The sequence below is a fragment of the Alteromonas algae genome, from assembly GCF_049117195.1.
Lineage (GTDB): Bacteria > Pseudomonadota > Gammaproteobacteria > Enterobacterales > Alteromonadaceae > Alteromonas.
This window is the reverse complement of the sequence record NZ_CP185260.1, coordinates 1047464-1065080: the sequence shown is the minus strand read 5'-3', so window position 1 is coordinate 1065080 and position 17617 is coordinate 1047464. Positions and strand designations below refer to the sequence as shown.

The following is a 17617-nucleotide window of genomic DNA, read 5'->3' as shown; positions in this document are numbered from 1 at the left end:
ACAGACGTTACCAAGTATGACTATGTTAAAGCAGGAGGCGTGCCACAATTTTAAACCCTAACAATCAGAGTGTTAGCGCAATAAACTACGTTTTTTTACGTCAATTACCTGACGTTGATGATAAATCTTCAGCGCGCGCAATCTCATATTTACGCATTTTTTCGACGAGGGTTGTTCTTCTCATTCCTAATTTGTCTGCGGCGCGAGCAACAACCCAATCTTGTTTGTCTAACGCTTGCATGATGAGGTTAATTTCAAGCTCTGAAAGGTACTCTTTTAAATTTACTCCCTCTTCGGGAAGCGCTGTCGCGACAACAAGTTCTTGTTCTTGCTCTTCGCTATCATCATACGGCTCTTGTGCAGCTGCCTCGGCAAACAACTCATTGAAGGCATCTCGCTCTAGCAACTCTTCAGGATAGTCAGGCTCGTAAGGGTCTACATCGCCATATTGATATTTTGCGGGTAGGTCGGCAACATCCACGATTTGCCCCGGATAAAGAATGGTCAGTCGCTCGACAAGGTTTGATAGCTCTCTTACATTACCAGCCCATTCGTGCTCCATTAACGACGCAATAGCGCGTTCTGTAAAGTGAACGCCGTCTACACCATCTCCCTGTATACGGCTATTTAATTCTTGCAGTAACAAGGGGATATCGTCTTTACGCTGTCGAAGAGCAGGGCTATCAATGGGGAAAACATTAAGGCGGTAATACAAGTCTTCACGAAATTTATCTTCTTGAATCATAACATCAAGGTTTCTGTGGGTCGCCGCGATAATACGAACGTTACACTTTATTGGCTTGTTGCCACCCACTCGCTCAAACATTCTTTCTTGCAATACACGAAGTAACTTAACCTGCATTTGTAAGGGCATATCACCTATTTCATCAAGAAAAAGCGTGCCTCCCTCAGCAAGTTCGAAACGTCCTTTTCGGGCACTAATGGCCCCCGTAAATGCACCTTTCTCATGCCCGAACAATTCGCTTTCTAGCAGTTCTCCCGGGATGGCACCGCAATTTACAGGAATAAAGGGCCCGTCTTTGCGCTCTGAAAAAAAGTGAACATTTCGAGCCACCACTTCTTTACCAGTACCCGACTCACCCAATATAAGCACCGTCGCTTCGGTAGGCGCGACTTGCTCTACTAACCGGCGCACTATTTGAATTTGCTCACTTTGCCCGACTAAACTTCTGAATAATCGGGTTTTGGCATTACCTAATCGGCTCAGACCTGGCTTTCTTCGACTGTATTCCTGACAGCGGTGAATGGCTTGTGTAAGCACCGGATAGGTAAGAGGAAGTGATACCACACTAACAAGGTTGTGTTCAGCAGAAATCTCAACAGCACCAGACACCAGTGCGACGAACGGCACAGAGGGGAACTGTGCCACTAATTTATTCATCGTTGCGTTGTCTGCGCTGTCTATTAGCACAGAATCAGCGCCACGTTCGTTCAGAAAACTCTCGCACGTCGAAAAAGAGCGCGATTGATATGATTCACCCAAAAAGGCGACAATAGTTTCTAAGCTTTTAATGAGTTCCTGATTATCACTAACCAGCAAGATATCCTTCATCAATTCCCCGAGAACGCTTTGTTATTATTTACAGTTTAGCGCATTTGCAAATTGTAACGGCAAAAGTTGTCAGCGCAACTGATGTTTTCGGAAATATAGCAATAAAAAAAGCAGGTTTCCCTGCTTCTTTTGAAAAATTATGCTTTTAAGTGTTAACTAAGTAACGCTAGCACCTGCCCTTCCTGTTGATTTGCTTGGGCTTGCACCGTTAACGCTGCCTGAGCTTGTACGTCGTTTGAAGCACGTTGCGACGCAGCTTGAGCAAAGTCTACATCCTGTATTCGACTGCGCGATTCTGCCACGTTAATGTCTGATTGGGTTAAATTTCGCGCAGTGCTTTGCAGTGCGTTCTGTGTTGCACCCAAATCAGCTTGTGCACCACCCAGCGTTTCGATGGCAGAATCTGCCGCACTAAGGGCATCATTTAGACTGGTACCTGAAGTTAAGTCAATCGAGAGTATATCGCCAAGCTGTGAAGCAATATCTTGGGTTTGAATATCCACTGACTGAGAACCGTTCGCGCCAACTTGAAAGTTAAGCGCACCGTCTTCTGACAGCAATGGCTTGCCGGCAAAGTTGGTTTGTTCAATCGTTTGAGTAATGTTGTCTTGCAACTGCGAAATTTCAGACTGAATGGCATTACGGTCGCCATCAGTTAAAATACCATTACCTGATTGAATAGTAAGTTCGCGAATTCGATTTACATCGTCGTTAATATTACTTAAACCACCTTCAGCAACCTGCGCTAAAGAAATGCCGTCATAAACGTTATTAATGGCCTGTCGATTACCTTCCACTTGTGAGGTCAGTCTATCGATGATCTGCTGAGCCGCAGCACCGTCAGAGGCATTGTTGACTTTTTTACCGGACGCTAGTTTTTCGAATAGATTGGTTTGCTTTTCCTGAATCTGATTCAATAAACTGGACACACCATTTTCATTTACTTGCATGGTTGCAGACCTTAATTCGATTTTTATTCGATTATTTAAATTATAACACAATATCGTACAACTTCTAACCAGACGCATGTGTAGAATATTATACGTGCCATTCGAAATTTATACGTAAGCACAAACGAATCAAGACGTGTTTACCTTTATCGATTAAAGTAAGTCGTTGAATGGCCGATGACACGGTATAGACAGTATTCACCACCTTTTTGAGATGATGAAAATATGAATGTAGCAATCATTCCCGCCCGCGGTGGTAGTAAACGTATTCCAAGGAAAAATGTAAAGGCTTTTTGCGGTAAACCTATGATCGCGCATGCAATTCACATAGCACTAGCTAGCGAGTTTATCGACAAAGTGGTCGTGTCTACAGACGACCTAGAAATTGCAGACGTGGCCATTACCCACGGCGCTGAAGTCCCTTTTATTCGCCCTCTTGAACTAGCAGACGATCACACAGGTACGAGCCCTGTGGTACGCCATGCCATTTCAGAACTCATCAAAAGCAACTGGCAACTCGATTATTGTGCTTGTATCTACGCTACGTCGCCCTTGCTATCCACTTCAATGGTTGACGCCTGCTATCAAACGTTATTGAAGAACGAGGGAACTGACTACGTCTTCACAGCTGCGCGTTTTTCATTCCCTATTCAACGAGCCATTCTTCAAACTGACAATGGAGGTGTAAAACCATTCGATGACGTGGGAATTACTCAACGTTCGCAAGACTTAGAGCCAGCCTATCACGATGCTGGTCAATTATACTGGGGACACCATAAAACTTGGTTAGATGAGAGTAAGCGTATATTCGGGCACAATTCCAAGATGGTCGTCATGCCGGATCATTTAGTACAGGATATTGACACTCCTGAAGACTGGGTTAGGGCTGAGCTTTTGTATAAGCTAATTCATGGCGAGAATACTCAGTGAACATTGTATTTAGAGTAGACGGCTCCACTGACATTGGCCTAGGTCATGTTATGCGCTGTTTGGCATTAGCAAAGCAAGTTAACGAGCAGCTCGACAGCATTTTTTTGTGCCAAGATTTGCCAAGACAAGTTTCTCAGATGATTACAGACGCCGGCGTTACGTTACTCTCGCTTGGCGACGATGAATTTTTAATTAACTCTACAAGTGCGGCTGAGCGCGTTCTCAGCTCAGAAAAGCAAAAGCAACATGCCCGTAAATGTTTGGGCCTACTTTTGGAGGTACTAGACGGTAACATAGACCTCTTAGTAGTAGACCACTACGCATTATCAGCACCATTTTGCCGCGCGATGCGTGTCCACTGCGACAACATTGCAGTAGTAGACGACCTCGCTAACCGAGCGCACGACTGCGATGTGTTAATCGATCAAAACGTCTATAACAAGATTGATACTCGATATAAAGGTTTGGTTCCTGAGCACACACACATGTTGCTAGGGCCCAAATATGCGCTACTTCGAAAGGAGTTTTATCAACAACCCACGGTGCATCGACAAAACAACCACTTGGTTGTGTGTTTTGGTGGTAGTGATCCTGAGAATCTTACCTCACGGACGGTAGATGTCCTGCTTACACTCTGCGAGCAAGACTATACCGCCGATATTGTTGTAGGTGGAGCATACGCAAATGTAGACGGGTTGAAGAGAAAACTCAATGATCACCCAAAAATGACGCTCCATCACAACATCTCCTTTCTTTCGCAATTAATGCACCATGGGAGCTTTATGATTGGTGCCGGCGGAACTATGCACTGGGAGAGAGCCAGAACAGGAATCGCAGGCCTTGTCATAACGATTGCTGACAATCAGATAGAAACCACTCGCTGTCTAGACGAAAGACAGTGCTGCATATGGCTTGGCTCAAGCGATACTGTTACAGATTGTCAGATTCGTAAAGCCATTGAATTTGCGCTACATTCTCCGCAAAAAATACACAAAATTGCCAACAACGCTCGTATACTTGTCGGTGAACATCAACATCCGTCTTTCGTCATGGACGAGATACTTAATATCATAAAGAGGAAGTCATGAAGCCAATTACGATAGGTGATATGCAAATAGGTCCTGGGCTCGCGCCGTTTATCATCGCTGAAATGTCGGGCAATCATGGACAGTCTCTTGAGAAAGCCTATCGACTTATCGATGCGGCTGCGGCAGCTGGGGCGCACGCCATAAAATTACAAACGTACACGCCTGATACCATCACCCTAGACTGCCATGAAAAGGAATTCTTCATAGAAGATCCTAACAGTTTATGGAAAGGAAACTCACTTTATAACTTATATAAAGAAGCAATGACGCCTTGGGAATGGCACAAAGAGCTATTCGATTATGCTAACAAACAGGGGTTAATGGCGTTTAGTACCCCCTTTGATTTAACCGCTGTAGATTTCTTGGAAACACTGAGCCCACCTTGCTATAAGGTTGCCTCATTTGAGAATACTGATCACGCAATACTCGCTGCTGTAGCAAAAACAGGAAAGCCCGTTATCGTCTCGACAGGAATGGCAAGTCAAGCCGAAATAGCTGAATCAGTTGAAGTGCTTCGAACCAACGGTTGTAATGATATCATCTTGCTTAAGTGCACAAGCAACTACCCTGCAAACCCAGTGGATGCCAATCTGAAGACGATCCCTCATTTGAGTGAACTGTTCGATTGCCATGTGGGATTATCTGATCACACTCCTGGTGTTGGCGTTGCAGTTGCGGCTGTAGCGTTAGGTGCAACCGTTGTTGAAAAACATTTTGTGCTCGACAGAAACGGTGGTGAAGTTGATGCTGAATTTTCTCTCGAACCACATGAGTTAAAATTGTTGGTTGATGAAACCGCACGTGCTGCAGTGGCAATTGGAAAAGTCAGTTATGGGGCCACCGAAAGAGAAAAAGCATCTCTCGTCCATAGGCGTTCGCTGTACATTTCCCAGGACTTAAAAGCGGGCGACATGTTAAATGAAAACAACCTTCGCTCGGTTCGTCCGGGCCTTGGACTTGCGCCAAAATACCTGCCATTGCTATTAGGTAAACGGATTAGTAAAGACGCGGCCAAAGGTACACCGATGAGTTGGGAACTGCTGTAACATGAAGGTTATACTATTTGGCGCAAGTAAAGGCGGCGAGAACTACATTGCGAATCACCCCGATTTGGAGATCGTCGCTTTTGTCGACAATGATGCCTCCAAGCACGGCACCATGTTTATGGGCTTTCCTATCATTGCACCAGAGAGTATTGCATCTCACAGGTTCGACAATATTGTCATAACCAGCCAGTGGGTTGATCAAATATATCGACAACTCACTGAAGAGCTAAAGATTCCAACATCTAAGATTGTTTCACCAAACAAGCAAGCCGTTAAAGCATCCCTTCCCTTTGAAGACGGTTCGACATTAGCGTTCGCCCAAGTGCTACTGCGTACACTGAATCGATTTTTTAATACAAAAAATATTTCTGTGTGTTTGGACTCTGGTACGCTTCTTGGTGCCATACGAGATAATGCATTGATTGCATGGGATGACGATATAGACCTGGCAATCGACAGAGACAACTTTGAAAGGCTCCAGGCATTATTACCTGAACTCTTTGAGTTGATTAGCAGCCGGTTTAACGTAAATTGGGAAATTGTCATCATTTCGGTAGATGGCATAGAATCATGTATTAATATTGAGTTTACAAACTCGTCTGAAACTGACTATGTTTTGTTTGATATAAGTATTCAACGGCGTGAATCTAAAGATGGATACTCTGAACTATTATCATCAGGTGGACTTTTCTTTGCACCAGCTAAACACTTCGAGCGTTTTGAGCACATTTCTTTCCTCGACGATATATTCTACGCCCCCTGTGAAGCTGATGCTTTCCTTACGTTTATGTATGGTGAGTGGCAAACACCTCAAAAAACCACGCATATCACTGAATATAAAAATCGCAGAGCATCAATGCCAATGCGAAAAGGCGGGATAAGAGTAACTAAACGCACGCTCTCGCATGAGGGATTTAATTAACGTGAATGTTTTACTTTCAAGCGCCAGTAACAAAGTCCCACTACTACGCGCTTTAAAAGAGGCTGTGATGCGGCTTGACGTGAATGGTATAGTTACCGCAGGTGACATAAAGCACGACGTACTTACCCGTCACTTTTGCGATGCATTTTGGCATATGCCTGCCACTACAGATACGAACATATCTGAAATTATATCTGCGCTTAAACAACAAAAAATTACTCACATATTACCAAGTCGAGACGGTGAGTTACTTTTCTGGGCGAAGCTAAAAAATCAACTCAAAGCAGAGCATATCCACGTTATCGTTTCTAATGAAAAGGCCGTTGAACTCTGCTTAGATAAGCTACAATTCGGACAGCATGATATACCCGCTATAATCCCCGCGTTCTGTGACTTGCGTCACTGTGACGCCTCTCGCTTTGTGGTTAAAGAACGCTTTGGTGCAGGCAGTGAATCCGTGGGGATAAATCTAAACGCCGATGATGCATTCGCACATGCTGAAATGCTCAGCGCGCCATTGTTTCAACCCTACATTGACGGGCAAGAAATAAGTGTTGATGCATGGTTATCAGAGAGTCACACGGTAAAAGCCGCGATATGCCGAGTACGAGCGCTCGTGGTGAATGGTGAATCGCAAGTAACCTATACCCTCCCCACGCCATCATTTTTACCCGATATCATAACAACACTGTCGTCATTGAAACTGTCTGGCCCTGTGGTCTTACAAGCCATTATCAGCGGCAATGAATTACATATTATTGAGTGTAATTCACGTTTTGGTGGTGCTTCTACGCTTGGAATAAAGGCAGGCGTAGACAGTTTATATTGGAGCTTGTGTGAAACACTTGGTATTGATATCGAAACACTGCCACTGACGCTGGCGAAGAAAAAAATTACACAAGTTAGAGCAGCAACAGATTATTACCTATGATTTATATCTTCGACCTAGACGACACGCTTTACGAAGAGCGGCAGTATGTAGAATCGGGCCTGAAAGCAGTCGCGAGTTATGTTGAGCAAACCTGGGGAGTGAATAAAGATTTAGGCTTTAATGAATTGGTCACGTTGTTAGACAGCAAAGGCCGAGGTCGTATTTTTAACGATTACCTAGCTATGCATGGTATACCTGTAACAAAGAAACATGTAAGAGCGTGCTTGTCTGCGTACCGTTTACACAAACCAACACTGACGATGTCCAATACGCACCGCGAATTACTAAATGCGTTACCTAAGCCGCTATATGTGGTAACCGACGGCAATAAGATAGTACAAGGTAATAAAGTGGATGCACTCAACATTACTCACCTATTCAAGCGAGTATTTGTGACTCATAGATTTGGTATTAAACATGCTAAACCCTCCACATATTGCTTTGATAAAATAAGGCAAGCTGAAAAGTGTAACTGGCAAGATATGGTATATGTTGGCGATAACCCAGCGAAAGACTTCGTTAACTTAAACACGTTGGGCGTATCGACAGTCAGAGTATTAACTGGCGAACACAGCACCGTCAAAGCAAAGCCTGGATATGAAGCGCAATACACAATAACCACACTTGGTGAGCTTCCTTCATTGAGTCTAGAGGTCGTCGATGGGGGTAAGTAGCGAACTAAAAAATGCGCATATACTTACTAAATTGCATAGATTCTAATGCTTTATGGCAAATATACAGACACATGATATATTGTAGTAATAATTAAAAAATAAGAGCACGCTATGTTTGATGGAAAATCGATTCTCATAACAGGTGGCACCGGGTCGTTCGGACATAAGTATGTACAAACCCTGCTATCACGACACAAGCCAAAGCGTTTAATTATTTACTCACGCGATGAACTTAAACAGTTCGAAATGCAGCAAAGATTTAATGCGCCATGTATGCGCTATTTTATTGGTGATGTCAGAGATAAAGAGCGTCTGAATCGTGCAATGCAAGGTGTTGACTTCGTTATTCACGCCGCTGCGATGAAACAGGTCCCAGCAGCCGAGTACAATCCCACAGAATGCATTAGAACCAATATTGATGGTGCTGAGAATGTGATTAATGCTGCTATCGATAATAACGTTAGTAAAGTTATCGCCCTTTCTACTGACAAAGCGGCTAATCCCGTTAATTTGTACGGTGCTACAAAGTTAGCATCAGACAAACTATTCGTCGCTGCAAATAATATTGTGGGTGAAAGCGCTTGTCGGTTTTCAGTCGTTCGTTACGGTAATGTCGTCGGCTCACGAGGCTCAGTTGTTCCTTATTTTAGTAAACTCATTGACGAGGGAAGCGACCATATTCCTGTTACTCATAAAGACATGACCCGTTTTTGGATAACGCTACAACAAGGCGTAGACTTTGTTCTTAAGAACTTCGAACGCATGTTGGGTGGTGAAATTTTTGTACCCAAAATTCCTTCTATACGCATTGTCGACCTAGCAAAAGCAATGGCGCCTGAAACGCCTATCAATTATGTCGGAATTAGGCCCGGCGAAAAGCTTCATGAGATGATGTGCCCAGGTGATATGTCATTGCATACATTTGAATTTGAAGATCATTATGTCATCGCGCCGGCCATAAAATTTTTCCATAGAAGCAACAATTTCACCAGCAATGCACTTAATGAGCTTGGTAAGCCTGTAGACTCTGGTTTTGAGTACGTTTCTGATACTAATCAACATTTTCTTAGTATTGACGAAATTACACAGTTTAATGAGGAAGCGCAGAAGTGATCCCCTATGGGCGCCAACATCTTGATAGCGAAGACATCAAAGCGGTTATAGATACGTTACAATCGGATTGGCTAACCCAAGGCCCCGCTATTCCTAAGTTCGAAAACGCCCTAGCGAACTACTGCAATTCACGTTACGGAATTGCTGTTAACAGCGCGACGTCTGCGTTGCACATTGCCTGTTTGGCACTGGATATTGGTAAGGGCGATTGTGTATGGACATCGCCGAACTCTTTTGTTGCTTCGTCAAACTGTGCCTTGTATTGCGGCGCAAATATAGATTTTGTAGACATCGAATTAAACACGGGCAATATGTGTGTCGATGCGTTGAGAAACAAGCTCATTCAAGCAGAGTCGAAAGGCACATTACCTAAAGCCATTATCCCTGTTCATTTTGCTGGCCAACCGTGCGATATGGAAAATATTCATAGGCTTTCCAAAGAATATGGTTTTTATGTCATTGAAGACGCTTCCCACGCCGTTGGAGCAAAATATAAAGGGCAGTTCGTTGGCAGTTGTGAATTCTCAGACATTACAGTATTTAGTTTCCACCCGGTCAAGATAATCACCACCATGGAAGGCGGTATGGCAATGACCAACAATAGTGAACTTGCCAATAAAATGCGAATGTTACGCAGCCATGGAATAACGAATGATCCGGATTTGATGACAGAAGTGAGTCATGGACCTTGGTATTACCAGCAAGTCGCGTTAGGTTTTAATTACCGAATGACAGATGTAGAAGCAGCTTTAGGATTGAGCCAGCTAAGTAAGCTGTCCGAATTTGTAGAAAGACGAAATATCTTAGCTGCTTACTATGACCAACGCCTCAAAGATCATTCACGTATTACTCCCTTGAAACAGAATGAGGGCAACTTCAATAGTTATCATCTTTATGTTGTTAGAGTAGATGCATTAAGTAGGAAACAACACGCTGAGCTTATTGTCGCGCTGCGGGAAAACGAAATATTTGCCCATGTGCATTATATTCCTATTCATTTACAGCCCTACTACAAAAATTTAGGTTTTAATGAGGGCGATTACCCTAATGCAGAACTTTACTATCAGCAAGCAGTTACGTTGCCGCTATTTCCTGAACTAACACTCGAGCAAGTTGACTACATTGTAGATACGTTGGTGGCAGCAGTTAATTCCCATTTTTAATGGTGGATGACACCTTTTATTATACTGACGGTCGGGTAAGCGCCTATCAACTCTATTCTTTTTACTTATGTGAGGACAGCTTCGTTGATACGCTTTTGCATAAAACACGTCGATAAGACCGCTTACTGTAGGTTAAATAGTAGAGCGTTAAATATAGCTAAATGACTTTTACCGCTTTATCACGTAATAAGTTTGTAATGCTTTGCTTATGCGGAAGTGTAGCCACAACTACGGCATCAATATGTTCGATACTTATTTCATCAGGAGAGAAAATAGGAAATGAAAAGCAATTACCCTTGAGATATGTATCCACCACTTGTTTTATTACAATGAAGGGATAATGTTGCTCTAGCGCCTTAATTAACCTTCTCCCGCGCGCACCAGCTCCCCAAATTACAATACAACAACCAGTACTATATAAATCACCGAGTTGCTCTAGTATCAAATGGTCTTCTTTATCGAGAAACAACGAGAGTGTGTTATTTATGAAAGGGACATTATCAAAAAATGCTCGGTACTGTGCCGTAAAAGGATGAACAGAGGAAAGATGCCATGGTTTCTCTTGCCCAGTAAAATGCACTATAACGGGTGAAGCATCAACGAGTTGGTGGGTAAGCGTGTACGTCTGTGCATTATATTTCCCATTTAAATACTGAGTGTCATTATCCAGAACTTTGTTCAAAACATCTTGGTCATTGTATTCCCAAAGCACTTCTGAGCTGTGAACATGCATTAAGCGCACAAACGTGCCCCTCTCGCGCCACTTAGCCAAATCAATAACCATAACACCGGCATTGAAGTAGCGCTGGGATAAAAGGCCTAAGGTTTTCGCTCTGTGCTGTGACATTAAAGAATGATCTTCTACAACGCCAGCCAGCTGCTCACCCAAGGGCTCTTGCCAAAGCGCACTGATATCGCCTGTTACGAGAATATCTGCATCTAAATAAATCACTTTATTTAGGTCGGGTAATATTTCTGCAAGTGCATAGCGAACAAAAGTAATACCATTTAAGCGTCCTTGGTAACGATCGCTTAGTTCGCTTTGAGGAATGTTTACACAATGCGTCACGAAACTTATGTTGACTCTTTCATTTGCAACACTGTGTAAGCGTTGTTTCACCGAGTCAGATAAATTGCCAATGATAAAAATTGAAAGGTGAGATTGAGTGTTATCTAGTAAACTCATAAGGCTTACCGCCAGGTAAGGCGCAAAATCGTCATCGATACAAAAAGCGACATTGATCATCATTTAAGCCCTTTAATAAATAAGAAATGAGAAGGGATACGTCAAATTGGCGGGCAACTTATGTGAGTGAATACAATATATAAAAATTTGCATTTTCAACATCATAGTTTAGTTACTTATGCTATCAAAAATTAGATACACATATTTTTCAACCAACGTCTTTTTATCGACCACATCCGTTGTAACTGTAGTATGCATCTCACCGTCCCGGTTTATTCAAGTCGATTAGTAACATCAATCAGAAGATGATAATAGTTAGCTAAACACTACCTATTCATTCTCATTTTAGTGGCATGCTTTACCGATATCGACAGACTGTGCGGTGCGACGAGTTTCAAGCTGCTAGTACTGGGAAGCATTGCAGAGCAAAAGCAGAGTAGGAATTAAGTCATCTATCAGGATCACTCAAGCAACCGTGGATCCCGCCCGTAGCGTTTAAGCAAGCACCATGGATAAAGGATGATTGTTCTGAACATAAAAAAAGGGCTAATTGCGCGACCTCTTCTGGGGTGGCAATCCTAGCAATAGGATGGAATGCTTCCAATAATTCAAATTGTTCTTCTTTTCCTTTGAAACCCGCACGCAACATGTCAGTGCTTACCGCTGCGGGCTCAATGGCGTTAATTCTTACAGCGTTACCAATATCGACTGCCATATTTCGCGTTAATGAACTCAGAGCGCCTTTAGACGTTGCGTAAGTGACGAAGCTTCGCTTAGTTTGTAGGGCATGAATACTGCTAATATTCACTACTGAGCCTTTATTTTCTTTCAAGGATTCCAAAAACAGTTGTACCATAAAGAATGGCGCAGAAACGTTTACATTCATACTCTTTAGCCAATCTTCTCGGCTAACTTCCCGCACACTACCTAAAATTTGAACCGCCGCGTTATTTACCAAAGCAGTCAGTCCAGCGCCTGAAGTTAATTCGATAACATCTTTTTGTAAGATATCAGCATAAGCCTCGTCCAAGACAATTCGCTCTAGATCAATTTTCAAGTTAGTAATGTTTGGTGCGCTTACCGTCAAGTCCGTAATATCTGTCGCCACAACCGAGTAGCCGTTTTCAGCAAAACAAGTAACCAGCGCCTTTCCGATACCTCCATTTGCACCGGTCACAAGCACCCACTTTTCATTGCTATTTTTCACCAAGAAACCCCGCTATTTCTTCCAGTGCTTTGAACGTCGCTCTATCTACACCTTCGACAGTGTTTGAACTATTATGAGAACCTAAAATACAATGAGACAATGCTCGTAATTCTGATTCCATCGGTAATGGTTCAATTTCAAAAACATCAAGTGCTGCTGCTGCAATGTGACCACTTTGCAATGCTTGAACTAACGCCTTTTCATCGATAAGAGGCCCTCTGGCAACATTAACAACACGTGAACCAGGCTTCATCGCAGCTAAGGTTGTTTTGTTTAACATGCGATAATTTTGTTTAGTAAGAGCACAAGTAAAAATTAAAAAGTCACATTCACTGAGTCCGTCTGGAAAAGGCATCCTTTTGACAAAATCAAAGCCTTGGTTACCCTCGACCCCAGGATCATAGGCCGTGACAGTCACATCAAATCCACTCAGACGTTTGATTAAGTTTCGCCCAATATCACCAAAGCCCACAACACCAATATGTTTACCAGATATACTTATACCGGCAGGCTTTGGCCAACCACCCTCACGAACGCCACGATCAATGCTATGGGTATGGCGCGCAAGCCCTAGCATCAGCGCTATACCGACATCTGCAACCTCGCCACCAAACATATTTGGCGTGTTTATTATTGGAATACAGAGGTCTTTACAAGCATCAAAATCAACATTATCAACACCGATCCCCCATTTTACCGCTGCCTTTAAATTCCCCTTTACTCCAGCCTCAAAGACTTGCCTGGTTGCGGGATCATCCCCAATTATCCAACCATCAAACCCAGGTAAAAGCGCGATAAGCGCTTCCTCAGTCAAAACTTGTGTTGTTTTAGCTGGTATTAACTCAATACCCAGTTTCTTAGCGGGTTCAATAAATTTGTGAAATTGTCCCAACATCGGGGGGCAGGTCACCAACACTTTATGCATCTTTTTTCCTAAATTCAGCCAACGCAGCAACTATTTCCCAGTCGTGCGATTCATCAATGTCCAGTGATTCCAACGGTGGCGTAACCATCATTAGCGGCGTCTCGCCGATCCTCGCTTTGGTCTTGGAAAACGATTCTTTGGAGAAATAAAAGAGACAAGAATTTTCTTCAAACCAGGGCTCCAAATCTTGGGTACGAATTAAGTTATCAGGATCGTGATTTACAGCACTTCCATCTTCGCGATAAAAACGGGTTTGAATTTTATTAACCGTGAACAACGAATCGTGAAACGCATCAGACTGGAATTTTTGAAGACCCTCTTTTATTGTTTTCGCCGATATCAGCGGATTAGTTGTATGCGTCATGATATATGTATCCGCTTCCACTGCTTCAATGTCGTCTGCCAAAATTAAGTTCATTGATACTGTGTTACCACAGAGTTCAGGCTTACGATCCCGAATCATCACTCTCTGCGTCTCTACGAGGCCATTTTTTTCCAGAATATTTCGAGCATCAGTGTTTATCACCACCGTATCTATTTCTTCGACAGCAAGTAATTCATCAAGTATCCACTTAAATAATGGCTTACCAGCTAAATCTCGAAAGTTTTTTCCTTTTACACGCTCACTGTTGGCCTTCATTGGCAACAATGCAACCACTTTTTTAGTCATGATCTGAGTCTCGTTGTGTATCTAAGGGATAAAAATACTGTTTCTTCATTTTTATCGAAAGCTTTCGGTGTTCTTGATTTCCACAGTATGTCCCCCAATACTGATTAAGGCGAAATAAACATATTTCACCAATCTTACTCAAAAAGACTTTATTCTGCTTTGCTACGACACTGTCGGCCACCACTCCTGATATGAAATAACGTACAAAATCTAAAAATGAAAAATGCACTTCAGGCATGATTCGTTGAAGTGCATATGCTTCGCGCTCATAACGGACTTTTACCTGTTTCCACGACTCATCATGAATATGATAAACTGGTGCACTTGCAACGTACCCGACTTTCTTCCCGGCCTCTACCAGCAATTTTGCTAAATGCATATCTTCTAAACCGGTCAACTCCTCGTTGAATTTAAAAAATTCCCAAGCCCTTCTAGTGACGGCTGCGTTGGCATTGTTGCAGAAAAAGCCTTCTTGAGGAATTTTGGAATATTCTGGAAACCATTTGGCAAAATGACGACCTTCAGAATACTTCGTGGTATCTCGGCCGACTTGCCGACCGTAAGAATAATCTACAAGCCCGTTTACTATTGGCTTACAGAGCTCATCAAGCCAACAGTCATTTGCCGGAATACAATGCCCACTAATGAACACCAAGACGTCTCCGTTAGCAAAATCACATCCTAAGTTAAGTGACGTTCCAAAGGTAAATTCAGATTTTTTTATATGTGTTATTCTGCACTGGTACGACTTTGCTATCTTTAGTGTTGCATCGGTCGAGCCTGAATCTACAATGACAACTTCTCTCTCAACACTCTCGCTCTTTTGATTCGAAATAGCTTGTAGGAGTTCACTTAAATAGCGCTCTTCGTTGTAGGTTCTAATTATTATACTAGCTAACATTTCACACTTCTAAATCGAATAATGGTAAGACTTTTCCTTTAACGTTCATTTTTCTGACTAGCACTTTACCTGAATCGGGGTAATGATCGATTTGCGCTTCTGACATTCCTTCTGTAGCAGTCGTTATCAACATCTCGTCCATATTTGGCCCACCAAAAGCGCAAGAAGTCGGCTGCAAGGCCTGTAACTCAATCTTGTCCAACAGTGAACCTTCAGGCGAATATCGATGGATTGAAGCATCCCCCCAAACGGCTAACCATATATTACCATCATCATCCATCGCTCCCCCATCAGGTGTACCTTTTGTGCTACTTAAATCGAGCCAAACCTTACGGTTAATCCAATCCAATAATCCCGAAGCAAGAAGCTCTACCTTATACGTCTTTTGAAGAAGTGAATCTGAGATCAAAATATGGCTCTCATCAAGCCAAATAAACGTGTTAGGAATTCCAATATCTGCACCTTGGTCTATTAAATTTCCGTTTACATCCAAGGAGTAGATTTTTCCTTTGGGGCTTGAAGGATGCTTCTCCATAGTACCAAACCAATACTTTCCACTGGGTGCCACGCCACCATCATTGCATCTATACTTTGTATTTTCAAAAAGATGCTTTTGAACCTCGACTTTTCCATTATCGACGAATTGATAGAGTTTAGTTTCACCAGTAACCAGGGTAGTAGATGAGGACTCAAAAATATTAGATACCATTTCAGCAAATGACATCGACAACATTTTTTCAGACTTCTGAAAAATGATTTGACGAGAGATGTCGACCCACATCCATTTCTTTAAGCGACGGGACCAGAACGGGGACTCACCGAGTTCCATCCTATCTCCATTTTTCAACAAATTAATCATATGAACTAGGCCATGCTTTCAAGCTATTAAGTGAAGGCAAGTCAGGTTGAGGTAAGTAAACATTAATTATTCTGGCGGGATTACCAGCAACGAGACCATCGTCTTTGATGTATTAAATGGCTGTAACTCGCGCCACCTGTAAAAATATAACTATTTTTTCCGATGATAGACACCGTATAGCCAATGTAAAGGCGCGTCAATAATTTCGATATATTCATTGACGAAATTGACTTTCAGCACACGTTAGCATGCAAAATAAAGTAGGCTATGACACTATTCCTAGGTAGCCCGTCACCATAGGTTCTTTATGACTGACCAGAATAGCGAGCAACTCATGATTGTTAATAGGTAATTACACCCATTGTGGCAATGCTTGTTTTTTAAGGGATCAAATGTAATTTATTCATGAATCAGCTATGAGTGCCGATAACAAAAAAAATAGCGAGGAGTTGTTACCAGTGAGTCTTCAACAGTTTATTGAGAAAATTTCAGTTGATGTTATCAACTATGCCAAAACACTCGACCAAAACGACGATTTTTGGTTTGCGCTAGACGGCGTCCTTTTGAACGATGGCTGGCCGAACGAGGCCAAATTTGAACTGTGCTTACTATTAGCAAACCGCTACCTTGAACAAGGTAATAAAATTCTCACCGAACACTTTTGCTTCACCGCAAATCAATATATTTCAGAGGATAACGCCGTAGCAGGGAAGCAGTTACAATTGATTGGTGAAGTGTTCCACGAGTTGGAGCGCAAAGCCACAGCCGCATCTTTTATTCTTGAGGGGCTAACAAGATCAGGCGTCATTCCACAAGGTACAGGGACCTGGGCTAAGGGACTAGTGGATGATTTTATTCAGATGCGTCTAAAAGATTCTTCCCATGGCCATGACCTACTGGTAGATTACCTAAACAGTCATCCAGACCGCTTTGCCGCTGGTATTACCTTCATAGAAATCGGTACAACCCGCGAACAACTTCAATCACAAGGCAGTACATCAATTCTAGCTGAATTATGCCATCGCAGAGATTATCGTTTTATCACGGTAGATATGGATGAGCACAATGGCCGCATGGCAAATGAGATGTTCTTGAGGAACGGATATCCGTTTAACGCGGTATCGGCCAAAGGTGAAGATTTTTTGCATCAATGGAAAGGCGAGTTTCATGTGGTATTTCTGGATGCTTATGATTTTGATCATGGCGGACATTCAGACCTTAGGCAAAGTCGTTATAAAAAGTTTTTAGGTAGTAAGATTGATCAGGAAGCCTGCCATCAGATGCACCTAGATTGCGCAAAAGCTATCATTGAAAAACTTGCCAGTAACGGCGTTGTTTGTGTTGATGACACTTGGCTTGACGAAAACGAGCAATGGACCGCGAAGGGCACGCTAGCAATTCCATTTTTAATCGATAATGGATTTAGCATTATTGATCAAAGAAACAATGCAGTTTTACTGCAACGCTCAGCGTAATTCC

17 protein-coding genes are annotated in these 17617 nt (G+C 42.7%); 9 read left to right on the top strand and 8 right to left on the bottom strand.

Annotated features, from left to right (window positions below):
• Positions 1-100 precede the first annotated feature (100 nt).
• Positions 101-1573, bottom strand: a complete 1473-nt coding sequence (locus ACOJRU_RS04720) for a sigma-54 dependent transcriptional regulator (RefSeq protein ID WP_421133895.1) — start codon at positions 1571-1573, stop codon at positions 101-103.
• Between the two features lie 152 nt (positions 1574-1725).
• The gene (locus tag ACOJRU_RS04715; RefSeq protein WP_421133894.1) at positions 1726-2523 is read right to left on the bottom strand and encodes a flagellin; all 798 of its coding nucleotides are present in this window, start codon (positions 2521-2523) and stop codon (positions 1726-1728) included.
• A gap of 225 nt (positions 2524-2748) precedes the next feature.
• Here ACOJRU_RS04715 and pseF point away from each other — a divergent pair, with 225 nt between their 5' ends.
• The 8 genes from pseF (at position 2749) to pseC (ending at position 10390) form a co-directional block, all read left to right on the top strand.
• The gene (gene pseF, locus ACOJRU_RS04710; RefSeq protein WP_421133893.1) at positions 2749-3453 is read left to right on the top strand and encodes a pseudaminic acid cytidylyltransferase; all 705 of its coding nucleotides are present in this window, start codon (positions 2749-2751) and stop codon (positions 3451-3453) included.
• Complete coding sequence (pseG, locus tag ACOJRU_RS04705) at positions 3450-4541, top strand: UDP-2,4-diacetamido-2,4,6-trideoxy-beta-L-altropyranose hydrolase (protein ID WP_421133892.1); 1092 nt, start codon at positions 3450-3452, stop codon at positions 4539-4541. The genes pseF and pseG overlap by 4 nt, the downstream gene beginning before the upstream one ends.
• Positions 4538-5587, top strand: a complete 1050-nt coding sequence (pseI, locus tag ACOJRU_RS04700; protein ID WP_421133891.1) for a pseudaminic acid synthase — start codon at positions 4538-4540, stop codon at positions 5585-5587. The genes pseG and pseI overlap by 4 nt, the downstream gene beginning before the upstream one ends.
• 1 nt (position 5588) lies before the next feature.
• Complete coding sequence (locus ACOJRU_RS04695) at positions 5589-6509, top strand: LicD family protein (protein ID WP_421133890.1); 921 nt, start codon at positions 5589-5591, stop codon at positions 6507-6509.
• A gap of 1 nt (position 6510) precedes the next feature.
• A complete protein-coding gene (locus ACOJRU_RS04690) occupies positions 6511-7440 on the top strand; it encodes an ATP-grasp domain-containing protein (RefSeq protein ID WP_421133889.1) in 930 nt (309 codons plus the stop codon).
• The gene (locus ACOJRU_RS04685; RefSeq protein ID WP_421133888.1) at positions 7437-8114 is read left to right on the top strand and encodes an HAD family hydrolase; all 678 of its coding nucleotides are present in this window, start codon (positions 7437-7439) and stop codon (positions 8112-8114) included. Before ACOJRU_RS04690 ends, ACOJRU_RS04685 begins: the two co-directional genes overlap by 4 nt.
• A 111-nt stretch (positions 8115-8225) precedes the next feature.
• Positions 8226-9227, top strand: a complete 1002-nt coding sequence (gene pseB / locus ACOJRU_RS04680) for a UDP-N-acetylglucosamine 4,6-dehydratase (inverting) (protein WP_421133887.1) — start codon at positions 8226-8228, stop codon at positions 9225-9227.
• Positions 9224-10390, top strand: a complete 1167-nt coding sequence (gene pseC, locus ACOJRU_RS04675) for a UDP-4-amino-4,6-dideoxy-N-acetyl-beta-L-altrosamine transaminase (RefSeq protein ID WP_421133886.1) — start codon at positions 9224-9226, stop codon at positions 10388-10390. Before pseB ends, pseC begins: the two co-directional genes overlap by 4 nt.
• A 157-nt stretch (positions 10391-10547) precedes the next feature.
• Here the strand turns inward: pseC and ACOJRU_RS04670 are convergent, their stop codons facing one another.
• The 6 genes from ACOJRU_RS04670 to ACOJRU_RS04645 form a co-directional block, all read right to left on the bottom strand.
• Entirely contained in the window at positions 10548-11639 is a 1092-nt protein-coding gene (locus ACOJRU_RS04670) for a glycosyltransferase (protein WP_421133885.1), read from the bottom strand.
• A gap of 385 nt (positions 11640-12024) precedes the next feature.
• Positions 12025-12783 carry an SDR family NAD(P)-dependent oxidoreductase gene (locus ACOJRU_RS04665; RefSeq protein WP_421133884.1) on the bottom strand — a complete coding sequence of 253 codons (759 nt, stop codon included), beginning with the start codon at positions 12781-12783 and terminating at the stop codon, positions 12025-12027.
• A complete protein-coding gene (locus tag ACOJRU_RS04660; RefSeq protein ID WP_421133883.1) occupies positions 12773-13708 on the bottom strand; it encodes a phosphoglycerate dehydrogenase in 936 nt (311 codons plus the stop codon). Before ACOJRU_RS04660 ends, ACOJRU_RS04665 begins: the two co-directional genes overlap by 11 nt.
• Complete coding sequence (locus ACOJRU_RS04655; RefSeq protein ID WP_421133882.1) at positions 13701-14378, bottom strand: cytidylyltransferase domain-containing protein; 678 nt, start codon at positions 14376-14378, stop codon at positions 13701-13703. The genes ACOJRU_RS04660 and ACOJRU_RS04655 overlap by 8 nt, the downstream gene beginning before the upstream one ends.
• Positions 14371-15279 (bottom strand): glycosyltransferase family 2 protein, encoded by a 909-nt coding sequence (locus tag ACOJRU_RS04650; protein WP_421133881.1) that lies wholly within the window; start codon positions 15277-15279, stop codon positions 14371-14373. Before ACOJRU_RS04650 ends, ACOJRU_RS04655 begins: the two co-directional genes overlap by 8 nt.
• Position 15280: 1 nt before the next feature.
• Positions 15281-16108, bottom strand: coding sequence for an SMP-30/gluconolactonase/LRE family protein (locus ACOJRU_RS04645; RefSeq protein ID WP_421133880.1), 828 nt, complete (start codon positions 16106-16108; stop codon positions 15281-15283).
• A gap of 446 nt (positions 16109-16554) precedes the next feature.
• On the opposite strand from ACOJRU_RS04645, the gene ACOJRU_RS04640 reads away from it, so the two are divergent.
• The gene (locus ACOJRU_RS04640; RefSeq protein ID WP_421133879.1) at positions 16555-17613 is read left to right on the top strand and encodes a hypothetical protein; all 1059 of its coding nucleotides are present in this window, start codon (positions 16555-16557) and stop codon (positions 17611-17613) included.
• The last annotated feature ends 4 nt before the right edge of the window (positions 17614-17617 follow it).